20 protein-coding genes and 2 pseudogenes are annotated in these 15,224 nt (G+C 74.7%); 13 read left to right on the top strand and 9 right to left on the bottom strand.

Features of this window, described 5'->3' with window-relative positions:
- Positions 1–253 precede the first annotated feature (253 nt).
- Together ACFVHB_RS06545 and ACFVHB_RS06540 are read right to left on the bottom strand one after the other, a co-directional pair.
- Positions 254–1,354, bottom strand: coding sequence for a D-TA family PLP-dependent enzyme (locus tag ACFVHB_RS06545; protein ID WP_380316053.1), 1,101 nt, complete (start codon positions 1,352–1,354; stop codon positions 254–256).
- Positions 1,355–1,489: 135 nt separating this feature from the next.
- Positions 1,490–2,134, bottom strand: a complete 645-nt coding sequence (locus ACFVHB_RS06540; protein WP_380316050.1) for a GAP family protein — start codon at positions 2,132–2,134, stop codon at positions 1,490–1,492.
- A 371-nt stretch (positions 2,135–2,505) separates the two neighbouring features.
- Here ACFVHB_RS06540 and ACFVHB_RS06535 point away from each other — a divergent pair, with 371 nt between their 5' ends.
- Positions 2,506–3,057, top strand: coding sequence for a YceI family protein (locus ACFVHB_RS06535; RefSeq protein ID WP_380316047.1), 552 nt, complete (start codon positions 2,506–2,508; stop codon positions 3,055–3,057).
- A 66-nt stretch (positions 3,058–3,123) separates the two neighbouring features.
- Here ACFVHB_RS06535 and ACFVHB_RS06530 read toward each other — a convergent pair whose 3' ends face one another.
- Positions 3,124–3,699, bottom strand: coding sequence for an NADPH-dependent FMN reductase (locus ACFVHB_RS06530; protein ID WP_380316044.1), 576 nt, complete (start codon positions 3,697–3,699; stop codon positions 3,124–3,126).
- A gap of 120 nt (positions 3,700–3,819) precedes the next feature.
- Between ACFVHB_RS06530 and ACFVHB_RS06525 the strand changes: the two genes are divergently transcribed.
- From ACFVHB_RS06525 to ACFVHB_RS06515, 3 genes are all read left to right on the top strand, one after another.
- Positions 3,820–4,323, top strand: a complete 504-nt coding sequence (locus ACFVHB_RS06525; RefSeq protein WP_380316041.1) for a MarR family winged helix-turn-helix transcriptional regulator — start codon at positions 3,820–3,822, stop codon at positions 4,321–4,323.
- Positions 4,324–4,363: 40 nt separating this feature from the next.
- Positions 4,364–4,903, top strand: a complete 540-nt coding sequence (locus ACFVHB_RS06520; RefSeq protein ID WP_380316124.1) for a lantibiotic dehydratase — start codon at positions 4,364–4,366, stop codon at positions 4,901–4,903.
- A gap of 103 nt (positions 4,904–5,006) precedes the next feature.
- Complete coding sequence (locus ACFVHB_RS06515) at positions 5,007–5,438, top strand: hypothetical protein (protein ID WP_380316038.1); 432 nt, start codon at positions 5,007–5,009, stop codon at positions 5,436–5,438.
- Positions 5,439–5,625: 187 nt separating this feature from the next.
- On the opposite strand, the gene ACFVHB_RS06510 is transcribed toward ACFVHB_RS06515, so the two are convergent.
- From ACFVHB_RS06510 to ACFVHB_RS06500, 3 genes are all read right to left on the bottom strand, one after another.
- Complete coding sequence (locus tag ACFVHB_RS06510; protein WP_380316035.1) at positions 5,626–5,886, bottom strand: hypothetical protein; 261 nt, start codon at positions 5,884–5,886, stop codon at positions 5,626–5,628.
- Positions 5,883–7,034: an anion permease gene (locus tag ACFVHB_RS06505; protein WP_380316032.1), complete on the bottom strand. Its 1,152-nt coding sequence runs from the start codon at positions 7,032–7,034 to the stop codon at positions 5,883–5,885. The genes ACFVHB_RS06510 and ACFVHB_RS06505 overlap by 4 nt, the downstream gene beginning before the upstream one ends.
- 142 nt (positions 7,035–7,176) lie before the next feature.
- Entirely contained in the window at positions 7,177–7,821 is a 645-nt protein-coding gene (locus tag ACFVHB_RS06500) for a hemerythrin domain-containing protein (protein ID WP_380316029.1), read from the bottom strand.
- A gap of 143 nt (positions 7,822–7,964) precedes the next feature.
- Here ACFVHB_RS06500 and ACFVHB_RS06495 point away from each other — a divergent pair, with 143 nt between their 5' ends.
- The gene (locus ACFVHB_RS06495) at positions 7,965–8,210 is read left to right on the top strand and encodes a hypothetical protein (protein ID WP_380316026.1); all 246 of its coding nucleotides are present in this window, start codon (positions 7,965–7,967) and stop codon (positions 8,208–8,210) included.
- 80 nt (positions 8,211–8,290) lie between these two features.
- The gene (locus ACFVHB_RS06490) at positions 8,291–8,728 is read left to right on the top strand and encodes an ATP-binding protein (protein WP_380316023.1); all 438 of its coding nucleotides are present in this window, start codon (positions 8,291–8,293) and stop codon (positions 8,726–8,728) included.
- Between the two features lie 197 nt (positions 8,729–8,925).
- On the opposite strand, the gene ACFVHB_RS06485 is transcribed toward ACFVHB_RS06490, so the two are convergent.
- Together ACFVHB_RS06485 and ACFVHB_RS06480 are read right to left on the bottom strand one after the other, a co-directional pair.
- Entirely contained in the window at positions 8,926–9,150 is a 225-nt protein-coding gene (locus ACFVHB_RS06485; protein WP_380316020.1) for a hypothetical protein, read from the bottom strand.
- Between the two features lie 64 nt (positions 9,151–9,214).
- On the bottom strand, positions 9,215–9,775 hold the full coding sequence (locus ACFVHB_RS06480) for a hemerythrin domain-containing protein (protein ID WP_380316017.1): 561 nt from the start codon (positions 9,773–9,775) through the stop codon (positions 9,215–9,217).
- A 343-nt stretch (positions 9,776–10,118) separates the two neighbouring features.
- Here ACFVHB_RS06480 and ACFVHB_RS06475 point away from each other — a divergent pair, with 343 nt between their 5' ends.
- The 7 genes and pseudogenes from ACFVHB_RS06475 to ACFVHB_RS06445 all read left to right on the top strand — a co-directional run bounded on the left by ACFVHB_RS06475 (position 10,119) and on the right by ACFVHB_RS06445 (position 14,380).
- Positions 10,119–10,310 (top strand): hypothetical protein, encoded by a 192-nt coding sequence (locus tag ACFVHB_RS06475; protein WP_380316014.1) that lies wholly within the window; start codon positions 10,119–10,121, stop codon positions 10,308–10,310.
- 109 nt (positions 10,311–10,419) lie between these two features.
- Positions 10,420–10,929, top strand: a pseudogene (locus ACFVHB_RS06470) (NAD-dependent epimerase/dehydratase family protein); the annotation flags it as partial.
- Between the two features lie 164 nt (positions 10,930–11,093).
- Positions 11,094–12,041, top strand: a pseudogene (locus ACFVHB_RS06465) (glycosyltransferase family 2 protein).
- A 294-nt stretch (positions 12,042–12,335) separates the two neighbouring features.
- Positions 12,336–12,560 carry a hypothetical protein gene (locus ACFVHB_RS06460; RefSeq protein ID WP_380316011.1) on the top strand — a complete coding sequence of 75 codons (225 nt, stop codon included), beginning with the start codon at positions 12,336–12,338 and terminating at the stop codon, positions 12,558–12,560.
- 118 nt (positions 12,561–12,678) lie between these two features.
- Entirely contained in the window at positions 12,679–13,098 is a 420-nt protein-coding gene (locus tag ACFVHB_RS06455) for a CBS domain-containing protein (protein ID WP_380316008.1), read from the top strand.
- A 475-nt stretch (positions 13,099–13,573) separates the two neighbouring features.
- Entirely contained in the window at positions 13,574–13,963 is a 390-nt protein-coding gene (locus ACFVHB_RS06450; RefSeq protein ID WP_380316005.1) for a DUF6296 family protein, read from the top strand.
- Positions 13,964–14,194: 231 nt separating this feature from the next.
- Entirely contained in the window at positions 14,195–14,380 is a 186-nt protein-coding gene (locus ACFVHB_RS06445; protein ID WP_380316003.1) for a hypothetical protein, read from the top strand.
- A 98-nt stretch (positions 14,381–14,478) separates the two neighbouring features.
- On the opposite strand, the gene ACFVHB_RS06440 is transcribed toward ACFVHB_RS06445, so the two are convergent.
- Complete coding sequence (locus ACFVHB_RS06440) at positions 14,479–15,177, bottom strand: TetR/AcrR family transcriptional regulator (protein WP_380316000.1); 699 nt, start codon at positions 15,175–15,177, stop codon at positions 14,479–14,481.
- Positions 15,178–15,224: the final 47 nt, after the last annotated feature.

Raw genomic sequence — 15,224 nt, 5'->3', positions numbered from 1 at the left:
CAGGATGCCAGAAGCGCCTCCGCCGCCCTCGGCCGAGATCACGCGGCAGAAGCCCGAGTCGGATCATCTGGCGGACCGTCAAGGCCGCGGCCAAGACCGGCCGTCGCAGGACGGCCGGTCCCAGGACGGTCCGAGCGGTCCGGCCCGAGGGGTCCGCGGCGGCGCGGGCCGGCCGGGCCCACCCCGGATGGCCGCTCCACCGGGAAGGGGACCACGGCCGGGGACCGGCCGCCGGCCGGCACGGGCGCCTCGGTCAGGCGTTCCTGCCGCGAGCGGCCACGCGCCAGCGGTCCACCACCTTGCCACCGCTGACCACGGCGACCTCGTCGACGAGGTTCACCGCGACGCACACGTGGTTGGGAACCACGCGCAGCCGCTCGCCCAGCGCGGGCAGGTCGCCGCCGTCGGGCCAGAGCACGGTGGCGTGGTGCTCGGACAGCGCCGTGATGCGGGCCTCGGGGTGGTCCATGAGCCGGCCGAAACCCGTCGCCCATGCGGCCCGGTCGCCGCCGAGGACCTTGCTGCCCGCGTCCAGGACGAGCCGCCGGGGCGTGGTGTCGTCTCCCTCGTGCCGGCTGACGACGGTCGCCGCGACCGTCAGCGCGATGTCCGCCATGGTGCACCGTCCGAGTTCGAGCTGCTGGGCGTCGCCGAACACGTAGACGCCCGGCCGCACCTCGGTGGTCGCCGAGGTGCCCGTCAGCTCCGCGGTCGGGGTGGATCCGCCGCTCACCCGGGTGACCTCGAAGCCCGCGGCGGCGAGCAGTTCGGCGGCCCGCCCGAGGGCCTGCTGCTCCTGATCGGCCGCCTTCGCGGGCATGTCCGGTGCGTAGCCGTGGCCCGGGAAGGTGAACACACCCGCGACGCGGAACCCGGCGCCGGCCGCCGCCCGGGCGACCGCCACGGCCTGTTCCGGGCGGACGCCGCTGCGGTGGTGGCCGCTGTCGATCTCCACCAGGACCTCGATGCCGGCGGCCGCGGCGCCGAGGTGGCGGCCCGCCGCCTCGGCCGCTTCGACGGAGTCCGTTCCGATCGCGACCTTCGCCGTGCCGGCGAGCCGTCGCAGCCGCTCCGCCTGCCGGGGCCCGATCCACAGCGGATAGGCGATGAAGAGATCGGTGGCGCCGTGCTCGGCGAAGACCTCGGCCTCGCCGATGGTCGCCACCGTCAGCCCGACGGCCCCCGCCGCGAGCTGTCGCGCGGCGATCTCCGGCATCTTGTGGGTCTTGGCGTGGGGGCGCAGCCGCAGGCCCTTGGCCCGTAGGGCTGCTGCCATGCGCTCGATGTTCCGGTCGAGGACGTCCAGCTCGACCATGATGTCCGGGGTGTCGATCTCCGCCGGGATTGCGTTCATCCGCTTTCCTTCCCATTCGCGTTGCACGGGACATCTTCCCGCTCCGCGCGGATCCGTTCGAACAGCCCGTGCGGGGGCCGACCCAGGACGGGCGGGCCGACCCGACCCGACCCCTGCGGCGCGCTCCGCGGTCCGTCAGGCGACGAGCTGGTGGATGCTCGCGCCCGTCAGCCAGAGTCCGGCGACCAGGGAGAGGGTGCTGACCAGTTGGTCCTGATGCTGGGCGAGCCAGGTCCGCAGGGCATTCAGCCGGGTCTCGGCGGCGCCCGGGGCCCGGACGGCGTAGAGCTCCATGACCAGGAGGCTGAGGGTCGCCAGCAGGCAGTAGCCGGTCAGGGCGAGCCAGTCGGTGAGGGAGGAGAGGTCGGCGTCGACGACCGTGGCAGCGCCCGCGGCGACCATGGCCCACGGCTGGAGCAGCCAGGCCAGGCCGGCCGCGGTGCCGAGCGAGGCGTTGTCGATGCGGCCCGTCCAGCTCGGCGGCCGGCGCGGGCGGGGCGGCCGCCGGCGCCGGTACTCGCCGTACAGCACCAGGCCGACGCCGATCGCCAGCTTGGCGGCGACCGCGGCGGTCGACGACGACCCGTGGTGAACGGGCGGGGTCCCGCCGGTCAGCAGCACCACGAAGGCGACCACCACGGCCAGGTCGGCCAGCCAGGACAGCAGGAACGCCAGGCCGTTGCGGACACCGCGCCGCGACGAGAGCAGCAGGATGAAGGCACTGTTGTGCAGCGGCCCGAGGGTGATGGCGGTGCCGATGACGACCAGGTCGAGGACCATCGGCTCAGCCGCTCCCGGAGGTCGGGGCCACCCGGCGTCCCCGGACAAGCGGTGCGGCGGGCGTGCCCGGCAGGCGAGGGGTGCCGGCGCCCGCGCGCCGCGATCCGACTCTGCGGCCCCCGCCCCGGCAGGTCAAGCAGGCCACGCCGACACGGCGTCCGCGCTGCCGGCGCCCCGAGGTCGCCGGTCGGGGTGCACTCCGGCCGTGGCCCGCGCGTCCGGCCGGGCCGGAGTCGGTCACGCCCCTGGCGTGGTTCGCGGCGCCGGCCCGCGCGTCCGGCCGGGCCGGAGTCGGTCGAGCCCCTAGCGTGGTTCGTCAACGACCCGGGCGGACCGCCGCCGGGATCCAGGTCCACGGAGGCACCTCGACCATGACCATCACCCCCGCCGAGCTCACCGGGGACTACGTCCTCGACCCCGCCCACACCCGGATCGGCTTCGTCGCCCGCCACGCCATGGTGACCAAGGTCCGAGGCGCGTTCCACCAGTTCGAGGGCACCGCCCACCTGGACGGCACCGATCCGACCCGCTCCACCGCCCAGGTAGTGATCAAGGCCGAGAGCATCGACACCGGCGTCGAGCAACGCGACCAGCACCTGCGCACCAACGACTTCCTCGACGCCCCCAACCACCCCGACATCACCTTCCGGAGCACCTCCGTCGAGCCGCGGTCCGACAGCGAGTACCGCGTCACCGGCGACCTCACCATCAAGGGCACCACCCGCCCCGTCACCATCGACTTCCAGTACACGGGCAGTGCCGTCGACCCCTACGGCAACCTCCGGGTCGGCCTGGAGGGATCGGCGGCCATCTCCCGCAAGGACTTCGGCGTGACCTGGAACGCGGCCCTGGAGGGCGGCGGCGTCCTGGTCGGCGACAAGATCGTCCTGGAGTTCGACATCTCCGCGATCAAGCAGGGCTGAGCCGGGCCGGCCGGCAGCGCCCGGCCGTCCGCCCGCCCCCGGGCCGGTCGCGGGCGGCCGGGCGGTTCAGGCGGCGACGGCTCGGGCGGCGCGGAGGGGCGCCAGTGCGGTGCTCCAGGCGATGACCTGGTCGAACAGGGTGTTGAGGGCGGCCAGGTTGTAGTCTCCGGGCTTGAAGACGCGGTAGTTCTCGAATTCGGTGATCAGGGACAGCGCCACCTGCTGGCGTACGTCGGCCAGTTGGAGCTCCCCGGCCACCAGCCGCAGCTGCTCGACGGCGCGGACACCGCCGACGCCGCCGTAGGAGACGTAGCCGACGGCCTTGTTGTTCCATTCGGCGTAGAGGTAGTCGAGGGCGTTCTTCAGCACGCCGGGGATGCCGTGGTTGTACTCGGGCGTGACGATGACGAAGCCGTCGAACGCGTCGATGGTCTCGGCCCAGCGCCGGGTGTGCTCGTTCTGGTACTGGCCGATGGAGGGCGGCAGCGGCTCGTCGAGGTGAGGGAGGGGGTGCTCGCGCAGGTCGATCAGCTCGAAGCGGGCGTCGGTGCGGCGCGAGGCGTGGTCGAGGACCCAGTGCGCCACCTGGTCTCCGAGGCGGTTGGGTCGGGTGCTGCCGAGGATGATGCCGATCGTGGGCATGGGTGGGGCCTGCCTTCCGAGTCGCGGTGCCCGGCACCTGCGCGGAACATGAGCTGCCCGGTAGATCGTCTGCCGAGCAGACGATCTGATCAGCAAAGTATCGCCCGGTATTATTCCCCCATGGACGAGAGGGATCCGACCCCCGCGACGGGGGCGGGATGCGCCGATCTCACCGCGGACTTCGGCTTCTCACTCATGTCGGTGGCTCACGCCTACCGGGCGGCGGTCTCGCCGGCCCTCGCGGGCATTCCGCAGGGGGCGCGCGGCTACCAGACGCTCGCCGCCGTCGTCCACGGTGAACGGCCGAACCAGCTCGCCCTGGCCACCTACCTGCGGATCGACCGGACGGTCATGACCTATCTGCTGGACGATCTCGCCGCCGCCGGGCTGGTCGAACGCCGGCCCGATCCGAGCGACCGCCGCCGCCGGCTCATCCTCGCGACGCCGAAGGGTGCCGCGACCCTCGCCGCGTTGGAGCGGCAGGTCGCCGAGGCGGAGGCGTCACTGCTCTCGGTGATCGACGAGACCGACCGCGCGGTCCTCCGCGAGCTGCTGGCCCGGATCTCCCAAGGTGTCCAGAACACCGGGCAGGAGACGTGCGACACCCCGCCGCCCTGCGCCTGACCCGGGCTCACAGGGGGCCTGACCCGAGGCCGCGGAGGGCCTGACCCGGGTCGGCCCAGGATCGGCCCCGGGAGGTCACCACCGGCGCGCCTCACCGAACCGGCGCCCGCTCACCGACCTGGCCCTCGGCGCCCTGCGGGACCGGGAGCGCGTCGTCGAACTGACCGACACCCTGCTGACGGCCCTCCAGACGTGGGAGCCCGCGACCGCGCCCGCGCCGCTCTCCCTGGAGCTGTCCGCCTTCGTCGCCGCGGACTCCCCGGCGGCCGCGGCAGCGGCGCCTGCGCGCCCTGCTCGGAACGCCGGAGGGGCCGGCCCTGCTGGGCGGCGCGGTGGCGGAGATCCTGGGGCAGCGCCGGAGCGCCCTCGCCCGGGCCGACGAGCGGCTGTCCGAGCTGGCGCCGCCGGGCGGCTCGGCACGGACCGCGGCCGGCTGCTCGGCAGCTACGTCCACCTCCACTGCAACCGGCTGCTGGCCGAGCGGCGCCCGTCCGAGGGGCTGCTGGTTCAACTGCTCCAGCGGACCCGCAAGGGGCTGAGCCTGGAGCCCGCCGCCGCACGCGGCCGGAGCCGCGCGTGACGCCCGAGTAGCCGCGGTATCCCGGCCGTGGCAACGTGGTGATGGAGGCCTCCGACCGGGTCGCGCGGAAACGGGCGACGATTTCCTCCGAAGGAGCCCACACATGGCCAGCAACGCCCGCGGAGCATCGACGGGTACTCACGTCAGCCGGAAGCCGTTCGCCACCGGCTGGACCTTCTTCGCCGCCTGCATGCTGATCTTCGGCGGCGCGATGGCGGTCTTCGAGGGCATCGGTGCCATCGTCAACGACGACCGCTACGTCATCACCGGCAACTACGTCTACAAGTTCGACGTCACCGGCTGGGGCTGGCTCCACCTCGTCCTGGGCATCGTGCTCGTGGTGGCCGGCTTCCTGCTCTTCACCGGCGCGATGTGGGCACGGATCATCGGTGTCGTCGCCGCGGGGCTGAACATGATCACCAACTTCCTGTGGCTGCCCTACTACCCGTTCTGGGCCATCGTCATGATCGCCGTCGACATCGTCGTCATCTGGGCCCTGACGGCCGGCACGCACCGGCAGGAAGCCCCGGTTTAGAGCGCGTCAGGCGATTCCCGTCGTCGAACCGACGGGAACCGTCCGACACACCCGGACTCCACGGCGCCGCCGGGCCGCGTCCTCTCGACCGGCCCGGCGGCGCCGCACGCGCTCCTCGCCGCCCAGGGCCGCGAAGCGGGCCACCGGCCGGGAGTGGCCCACCGGCCCGGAGCGGCCCACCGGCCCCTCAACCGTGGTTGACGATGATGAAGATGCCCCAGCCGATGGCGGCGAGGACGACGGCGAAGCACACGACGGCCACCGCGCGTCCGAGCGGACCGGCGGTGGCCCGGCCGGCGGCGGCCTCTTCGGCGGTGCCCTCGCCCGCCCGGGCCGGCGGGTTGAGGGCCCGCACGCCGACGGCGAACAGCGCGGGCAGGCCGGCGCCCGCGAGCAGTCCCACCACGATGATCTTCCACAGCGCGTTCAGGTTGATCCAGGGGTTCACCGGGTCACCTCGTCCGTGGGCTGCGGGACGACCGAGCCGGTCCAGGCGGCGTTGACGTTCTCCGGAGTGACGGCCGGATGCCGGGAGGCGGCGTAGAACGCGACCGAGGCCAGCACCAGGAGGACGAAGATCACCGCCACGCCGGCGGTGCCTCCGATGGCGTTCGCGCACCAGTAGGCCAGCGCGCCGGCCAGGCCGGCGGCCGGGAGGGTGAGCACCCAGGCGGCCACCATGCGGTGGGCGATGCGCCAGCGCACCACCGCGCCCTTCTTGCCGACCCCCGAACCGAGGATCGACCCGGTGGCGACGTGGGTGGTCGAGAGCGAGTAGCCGAAGTCGGTGGAGGCGAGGATGACCGCGGCCGAGGCCGATTCGCTGGACATCCCCTGCGGAGGCTCGATCTCCACGAGTCCCTTTCCCAGCGCCCGGATGACCCGCCAGCCCCCGATGTACGTGCCGAGGGCGATCGCCACGGCGCAGGAGGTGATCACCCAGGTCGGGGACGTCGCCCCCGCGCCCAGCGTCCCGTTGGCGATCAGGGCCAGGGTGATGACGCCCATGGTCTTCTGCGCGTCGTTGGTGCCGTGGGCGAGCGAGACCATGCAGGCCGAGCCGACCTGGCCGTTCCTGAAGCCGCGCGCACGTGGCTCCTCGGGCACGCCACGGGTGAGACGGTAGACGAGTACGGTGCCGAGCGCGGCGATCGAACCGGCGATGACCGGCGACAGGGCCGCCGGCACGATGACCTTGGCGACCAGGCCCTGCCACTTGACGGCGGAGGAGCCGGCCGCCGCCATGGTCGCCCCGACGACGCCGCCGATCAGCGCGTGCGAGGAGCTCGACGGGATCCCGAAGTACCAGGTCGCCAGGTTCCACAGGATGCTTCCGGTCAGGCCCGCCATGACCACGGTCAGCGTCACGTCGTGACTGTTGACCAGGCCGCTGGCGATCGTCGCGGCGACCGCGGTCGACAGGAACGCACCCACCAGGTTCAGCAGCGCCGCGACGCCGACCGCGACGCGCGGCCGAAGGGCACCGGTGACGATCGACGTCGCCATCGCGTTGCCCGTGTCGTGGAACCCGTTCGTGAAGTCGAAGCCCAGCGCGGTGGCCACCACCAGTGCCAGAACCACATCATTGCCGGTCACGGGCACGAACGTAACCCGCCGCCCCTCCCCGGTTCGTGCCCGCGACACCCGGCGGGGCCGGAATTCGCCGGGCATCATCCGGTCGGACCAGCGCGGCGCGGGTCCCGGGGAGGTGTCGCCGCCGGCGACGGCGGCGGCGTGCTCAGTGGCCGACCGGCTCCCGCTCCAGCGCCTCGACCAGCTCGTGCTTGCTCATCCGGGAACGGCCCTCGACACGGGCCTCCTTGGCCTTCTCGTAGAGTTCGGCCCTGGTCGCGCGTTCCAGCTCCTCGTGCCGCCCGTCACCCGATTCGTCACCCGGTTCGTCACCCGTACCGGTCCCGGAGCCGTCCTCCGCCTCGCCGGCCAGCCTGCGCAACTCCTCGGTACGGCGGTGCAGGAAGTCCTCGCCGAGCCGGTGCAGCTCCCGTTCACCCACCGCCTCGCGCAGGGCGGGCAGCACCTCGCGCTCCTCCTGCTCCACGTGGTGGGTGACGGCGTCCACCAGTTCGTCGAGCCGGCGGTCGAACTCCTCACCGCGCAGTTCACCCGAACGCAGCCGCTCGATCAGCTGTTCAGCCTCCTCGTGCTCCTCGCGGCTGTGCTCGATCTGTTCCTCCTCGTCGGGCACCCGCTCGGAGACCGCGGGGTACACGCACTCCTCCTCGGCGCGCGAGTGCGCGACCAGCAGCTGGCCGACCTCCTCCAGGACGCCGGCGGCGTCGGCGTGACCGGACCTCAGCTGATCGAACAGCCGCTCCACCTGACGGTGATCCGACGTGATCAATTCGATGGCGTCGTCAGCCATGACACACTCCCTGCGCCGTCGTCCGTGACCGCGTGCGCGGTCGATCGCACCGGCGGCTACCCCGCCGTTCGCGGGCCAATCACCGATCGGAGGGCGGCTGCGACGCCGGCGTGCACCGCCTCGGGGCTCGGGCGTAGCGGGGAGTGACGCGTCGGCGGCGCGGTCCGGGGGGCGAAGCGAGGGGCGACGCGCCGACGGCCGGGGACAGCCCGTCCGGGCTGAAGACCGCCGCGGGCCCGGCGGGGAGTCGATGGTGTGCCTGCGGGATCGCTCCCGGCACGCGGCTGACCCGGCTGCTGGCCCCCAAGGGTGCCGACCGGGTCGTCCAGGTCGTCGACACGGTCGAGGAGGCCGTCGAGGCGCCGGACCGGATCGAGCACCGGTCCTGATCCCGCCGCCGGGTGTCGGGGCGCGCACATCGGGTAGCCGTCTCCGTCAGAGCCGAGCGCGACCGCTTGGGATAGCCGCCATGACCGCTGCCCCCGCTCCCGCCCCCGCGCAGCGGAGCCTGCGCTTCCGTCCGCACACCGATGCCCCGGTCACCCTCGGCGTCGACTTCGCCCGCCAGGTGCTCGCGGAATGGCACCTGCTCTCCCCGCGCCACGACCGTCCGCCCCACCTCGCCGAGGACACCGTCCTGGTCGTCGGGGAGCTCCTGGCCAACGCCAGCCGGCACGCCGACGGCCCGCAGAGTCTGGTGCTCACCCTGCGGGCCGAGCGCCTGCGCGTCGCCGTCGTCGACCACAACCCGGCGCCGCCGCGCCCGAGGCGTGCGGACCCCGCCGGTGCGGGCGGTTACGGGCTGCACCTCCTGGACCGTCTCACCACGGCCTGGGGAACCGCGTGCGGCACCCGCGGCAAGACGGTCTGGGCGGAACTCGCCACCACGACGGCCGACCGGCGCTGACCCCGGCCGGGCGCCGGCACGGCGGGGGCGCGGCACGGAGCGGATCGGCCGTCCGCCGGTGCCCGGGCACCACGGAACGCCCGCCGTCGCGCGCACCACGGAACGTCCGCCGTCGCGCCCCATGACCCGCCGGCCCCGGGGTTCTCCGCGGGCCGCCGGGCCGACCGCGCTTCCCTCGGCGGTCGGCCCGGCCGGGCTCACCCGCCGGCGCGGTCGGAGGGGCGTCGGCCGGGGCGGGCGGGATCCGGGTCGACGGTGTCCGGGCCGCAGTCGCCTTCGTAGGGCGTGCCTTCGGCGTCGTGCCACCCCGTCCCGGGGTCCGCCTCGGCGGACTGATCGTCACTCTCCCGGGCGCTGTCGGGCATCCGGGGTGCGGACTCGTTCTCCGGCCCGCGGTCGGCGGGTCGCTGTTCGTCGGACATGTCCGTCTCCTTCGGGCCGGGACACCGCAGCCGTCCTCCGCGGGCGGCCACCCGCGGCCCACCGTTACGAGCGGCCTCGCCCGGTGACGAGGTCGCGAGCGCGGTCCACCAGCCCGGCTCCCGGGGCGAGCAGCTTGTTCGCGGGAGGAGTGTCCGGCGCGCCGGGGTGCGGGCGGGTCGGGGCCAGCTTCTTCGCGGCCCGGATCCTGTCGCCCAGGTCGTTCAGCTCGTCGGCCGAGCAGACGTCGCCGAGGGCCGGGAAGAGGGTGCCCTCCTCGTCCGCGATGTGTTCCCTGACGTCGGCGACCACCTTCCGGATGATCTCGTCGAACCGGTCCTCGGCGGGATCGGTGCCTTCGAGCTCCTTGAGCAACCGCTCGACCTCGGCGTGGTCCGCGAGTTCCTTGTCGGCCATCGGGCCTCCGCCGGGCACGTGCTCGCGCACGGCCGGGTAGAGGTACTGCTCCTCGGCGACCGAGTGCCGGACGAGTTCGATGGTGATCTCGTCCGCCAGCTTCCGCCGCCCGTCGTCCCCCGGCGGCAGGGCGAGCACCTTCTCGAACATCTCCTCCACCTCGCGGTGGTCCGCCATCAGCTCGGCGATGACGCTTCCGCCGTGTCCCATGCTCCTCACACCTCTCCGTGTCACCGACTCCCGGCCGCGGTAGCCGTTCCCGGCCGCCGTCCCCGTCACCGACCGGGCTCGGGCACCGGAGGATGACGGGGTAGCGACCCGGCTGCCCGGTCGGAGTGGGTCGAAACCGTCGCGGGCCGGATCCGGGCCGGATCCGGCGGCCGGCGGCGGACCGTTTCCACCCCTGCGCACCGGGCAGCCGCCCCACGGAGCGCGCGCCGCGCGAGGGCGGACCGGCTGCCCCGGCCGCCTGCGGCCCGCCACCGCTCCGAGCCGCCCGCCGGCGGCGACCCGCCGGTCTCCGCGGGCCGGCACCAAGACGAAGGGACGGCCGATGAGCATCAGTCCGATCGACGTTCAGAAGGCCCTGCTGGGCATCCGTCATCCGGCCGACCGGGAGGAGCTGATCGAGACGGCCGGGTCGAACGGGGCCGACGACTCCCCGCCGGAGCGGCCGTCCGACCTCGGCCGGGAAGGCTCCGACGGCCCCGACGAGGTCAGCCGGGCGCCGTTCGACGAGGACTGATCGCCCCGGCGGCCGGTACCCGGGGCCGTGCCGGCCGCCTGCACCCCGTTCAATCTCATCTCCCGCCGGGCGGTGGGCCCCGTCACCGCCCGACGGCCGGAGAACGACCATGACCAGTCCCGGGTCCCGCACCGGCGGACTCCGCCCGCCCCGGGCCGTCGTCACCGGCGGCGCCGGCTTCCTCGGCTCCCACCTGTGCACGGCCCTGGTGGAGCACGGCTACCGGGTCATCTGCCTCGACGACTTCTGCACCGGTTCGGCCGGCAACGTCGCCCACCTGGTCGGCCGGAGCGGCTTCGAGCTGCGCCGCCTCGACGTGTCCGAACCCTTCACGCTGACCGGCCCGGTGGACCTGGTGTGCCACCTGGCCTCCCCCGCCTCGCCCGCGGACTACCTCCGGCTCCCCCTGCACACCCTGGACACGGGCAGCCTCGGCACCCGCAACGCGCTGGCGGTGGCCCGCGCGCACGGTGCCCGATTCCTGCTCACCTCGACCTCCGAGGTGTACGGGGACCCGAAGCAGCACCCGCAGACCGAACGCTACTGGGGCAACGTCAACCCGGTCGGACCGCGCAGCGTGTACGACGAGGCCAAGCGCTTCGCGGAGGCCCTGACCACGCCGGCCTTCCTCGCCGTCGGCGGCTTCCACCCGCTGCTGCACTTCGGTGGCGCGTCCACGAGCCGGTGGCCCGCCACGCCCTGCTCTCCGCGCTGGCCCGGCTTCCCGCCGCCGTCCGGCAGCGCCGGCCCGTGCCCGAGCGGGTGGAACGAGCCGCCCGACTGATGGAGGGTGGCGCCGCGCCCACACCACCCGACCGCGCCGAACCGGCGGTCACCGTCGTCGTGATCACCCACAACCGCCGCCGGGAACTCCTGCACACCCTCGACCGGCTCGCGGAACTGCCCGAACGCCCGCCCGTCATCGTGGTCGACAACGGCTCCACCGACGGCACCGCCCGGGCAGTGGCCCGCCATCCCGGAGGTGCCCGGCTGCTCCGGGCCGGGCGCAACGCCGGCGCCTGCGGCCGCAACCTGGCGGCCCGCGAGGTCCGCACCCGCTACCTCGCCTTCTGCGACGACGACACGTGGTGGGAGCCGGGCTCCCTGGCCGGGGCCGCCCGGCTGTTGGACGCCCACCCGCCGGTGGCGGCGGTCACCGCCCGCATCGTCGTCCACGACCCGGCCCGGCCCGGCGAGCCGCCCCACGAGGACCCGGTGGTCACCGAGCTGCGGTTCTCCCCGGTGCCCCGGCCGGACTGGCTGGCCGGACCGGCCCTCGGCTCCTTCCTCGCCGGGGCGACCGTGCTGCGCACCGGGCTCTTCCGTGCCGCCGGCGGCTTCTCGCCCCGCCTGTGGCTGGGAGGTGAGGAGGAGCTGCTGGCCGCGGACCTGGTGACGGCCGGTCACTGACTGCTGTACGCCGAGGAGCTGACCGTCCACCACCGGCCGTCGCCGGCCCGCGACGCGACGGTTCGCAGGCGCCTCGGCATCCGCAACACCCTGTGGTTCACCTGGTTGCGGCGGCCGGTGTGGCCCGCACTGCGCCGCACGGCGTTCCTGGCCCGGAACGTGCCGCGGGACGCGACCTCCGCACGGGCCTTCGGCGAGGCCGCGGCCGGCCTGCCCTGGGTGGTGCGGGAGCGGCGCCGCGTGCCCCCCAGGGTCGAGCGGGCACTGCACGTGCTGGACGCGCCGCAGCGCGGCTCGCGGGCGCGCCGCTACGTCGGGTGACCGGCGGGACCGGCGGCCGTCCGGGGCGTCGGTCCCCCGGCCGCGTGGCGTCCCCGACCGCGCGGAGTCGCCGGTCGCGCGAAGTCCCCGACCGCGCGGGATCGCCGGTCGCGCGGGTCCGTCCGGCGGCCACGCTCATGGGCGGGCGGGCCCGGCCGGCCTGGTACGGCGCCGGCGCTCACGGGGCACCCGGTCGGACGGGCGGCCGGGCCGGCGGGTGTGACCGGGCCCGGTGGGGGTAGCCGCACCACACCGGCGGACGGCCGTGTCCGCCCCCACCCCCTGGAGGCAGCCGTGACCGCCAGACGTCGGTCCTGGGCCGTGGCGATGGCCAACCGTTCGCACGATCCGGCCGAACACCGGGACCAACGGACCGACCGGGCGCACCGCGCCGGGGACGGCGGCGAGGCCGCGCCGCCGGGCCGAGGGCCGTCCACCGCGGACGCTCCGGCGGCGGGCCGGGACCGGGAGGACGGCGACGAACCCGAGCCGCCCGCCGCGGACCGGGCCGCACCGTGAGGGCGGGGCCGTGACGGCCGGGTGAGCCCTACGGCCCGTACGGCGTTAGCCGTTTCGCGTGCTCTGGCCGGGGCAGACACGACGGCGCAGGCAACGGCCGACGTCGTGGAGGACCCTCATGAGCCAGAAGATCAGGGACATCATGACCAGCAGCCCGGTCACGGTCCCGGAGCAGACCTCGGTGCACGACGCGGCACGCCGGATGCGCGATGCCGACATCGGCGATGTCCTCGTGATGGACGACGGCCGGATGTGCGGCATGATCACCGACCGCGACCTCGTCGTGCGGGCACTCGCCGAGGGCCTGGACCCGGACTGGACGCCGGTGGGCGACATCTGCAGCACCGAGCTGATCAGCGTGGGCCCGGACGACGACGTCGGGCACGCCGTCGACCTGATGCGCCACCACGCGCTGCGCCGGCTGCCGGTGATGGACGACGGGCGCCCGGTGGGCGTGGTCTCGCTCGGCGACCTCGCCATGGACCGGGATCCGCGGTCGGCGCTGGCCGACATCAGCTCCGCCGAACCCAACAGCTGATGACCGAACCCAACAGCTGAGGACCGGCCCCGGCAGCTGAGGACCGGCCCCGACCTCCGTGCAGGCCCGTCGGACGCTACGCCGACGGCCCTGCGCCGATGCCCCCGCGCGGGGCCGCCGCTCGCGCGGCCGGGTGTGGGCAGGCAGCCGCACGTGGTCGCCGGTGCCTGTCCGACGCCGCGGCCCCGCGTCCCCGGTCCGGCCCCCACGGGCCACGCCCCGCGCAAGAGGGCCGACCGGGAGACCGCCAGGTCCCACCCCGGTCGTGTGCGCGCGCGTTTGGCGGCGGCCCGGACGGACAGACGCCGCACCCATCAACGAGGAGGTGCCGGTGATGCGCCACGGGAACGCCCTGGCCGGGCCGAGGGACCCGGCCTCCGGGCCGGTGAACGGCGGGCCCCGGCCCGGACCCGCCGGCGGTCCCCGGGCGGCGGCACGACGGGCCGGCCGTGAGGTGGGCGGGGAGGTGCGCGCGGTGGCGACGGGCGGTCCCCCGGCCTGGCTGGTCGACTGCCCCGAGGGGCTGGGCCCGGTACGGCTGACGAGGAACAGCCCGCACGGCCCGCACGGGCACCCGGTCTACCGGGATGCCGCCGGTCGGCTCCGCGCGGAGGTGGCCGCCTGCGGTCTGGTGTTCATGATCGTGGTCGACGGCGGGCAGCCCTACCTGCTGGCCCACGTGGACGGGCTGGTGGTGCTCACCGCTCCGGACGGGCGGCACACCGGCGACCTCTCCGTGTACGCGGAGGCCGTGAACGGCGACCGGCGCGTCCGCGCATGGAGTCCCGGTTCCCGGGCAGGCGCCGCAACGGGCGGACGGCACCGCCCCCGGAACGGGAGGAGTGCGGGCCGCGGGCACCGATGACGAGAGGCGTGCCACCGCCGAGAAGGCCCGGGGCGAGGTCGAGGAAGTTGCCGTCCGAGCGACGGGGGACCGTGCGATCGAGGTGAAGGGCCGGCGCGAAGGGGTGAGGAACGACGCCGGGCAGGCGATGGAGAAGATCAAGGACGCGGACGGGCACCCACCCGTGGCCCGGAGGCCGTCCTCGGGCGGTCACCGGTCCGGGGCCCCGCCGTCCTGGAGGAGGCGAGAGGCATGAGCGAGCAGGACGACCGGGCCCGGGAGGAGCCCGCGGTCCGGGTGGAGACGCCCGAGTCCCGGATGACCGGGGAGGGTGGGCCTCCCCCCGAGCACGAGGAGGAGAAGGGGCCGCAGGACGGCCCCGAGTACGCGGTGACCGAACCCGCGCACGAAGTGCCCCCGCAGGAGCCACCGGACTGAGCCGCGGGAAGCCGCGTGGTGCCGGTTCGCCCCGGGGCCCGCTCCTTCGGGTGGGCCCGGTCCGCGGGCGCCGCGTGGCACGGGATGCCGACCCGCGCTCACGCCCCGTCGTCGCCGGCGGCGAGGACGGCGCGGGCGGCGGTGAAGAGCCGTTCGCAGCGCCGGGCCATGGCGTCGGGTGACTCGTCGGGGTGGTTGATCCACCAGCGGACCAGCGCGGTGCACAGGCCGCGCCATGCGTGCTTGAGCGCGTCGGCGTCCAAGGCGTCGGCGGCCGGCGCGTCGGCGTCCAGCGCGTCGCCGTCCAGGGATGCGGCGTTGAGCGGGCCCGTTGGGCCGGCCGCGTGCAGCAGGTCGGCGGTGCCGAGTGCGGCGAGGTCGTCGATGGCGTCGCGGTAGTGCGCCGCGCGCCGGGCGGCCTCGCTGTCGGCCGGCAGCGTGGTGTCGTAGAGGACGAACCACGCCTCGCGCTGTCCGTCGAGGGCGGTGAACAGCGCGTGCAACACGCGCAGGGGGGTGGACGGGGCACCGGCGCCGGGTTCGGCCATCGCCGTGCGGATGGCGTCCAGCAGCCGGTCGCCGACCGGGTCCAGGCAGGCGCGGTAGAGGTCCTGCTTGCTGCCGAAGTAGTGGTGCAGCAGCGGCTTGGTGACGCCGACCCGGCCGGCGATGGCGGCCATCGTGGTGGCCTCGAAGCCGTGGCGGCCGAACTCCGCGGTGGCCGCGGCCAGGACCTGTCGTTCGCGGTCGGCCCTCGGCACGCCCTTGGTGCCGGCTCTGGAGTGAAGCGTTGCCATGGGAACGGATCTTACCCTACGGTAATTTACCGCTGGGTCAATGACAC

Origin of the sequence: Kitasatospora sp. NPDC127111 (assembly GCF_042677465.1) — a bacterium.
Taxonomy (GTDB): domain Bacteria; phylum Actinomycetota; class Actinomycetes; order Streptomycetales; family Streptomycetaceae; genus Kitasatospora.
This window is presented reverse-complemented; position numbering and strand designations above follow the sequence as displayed.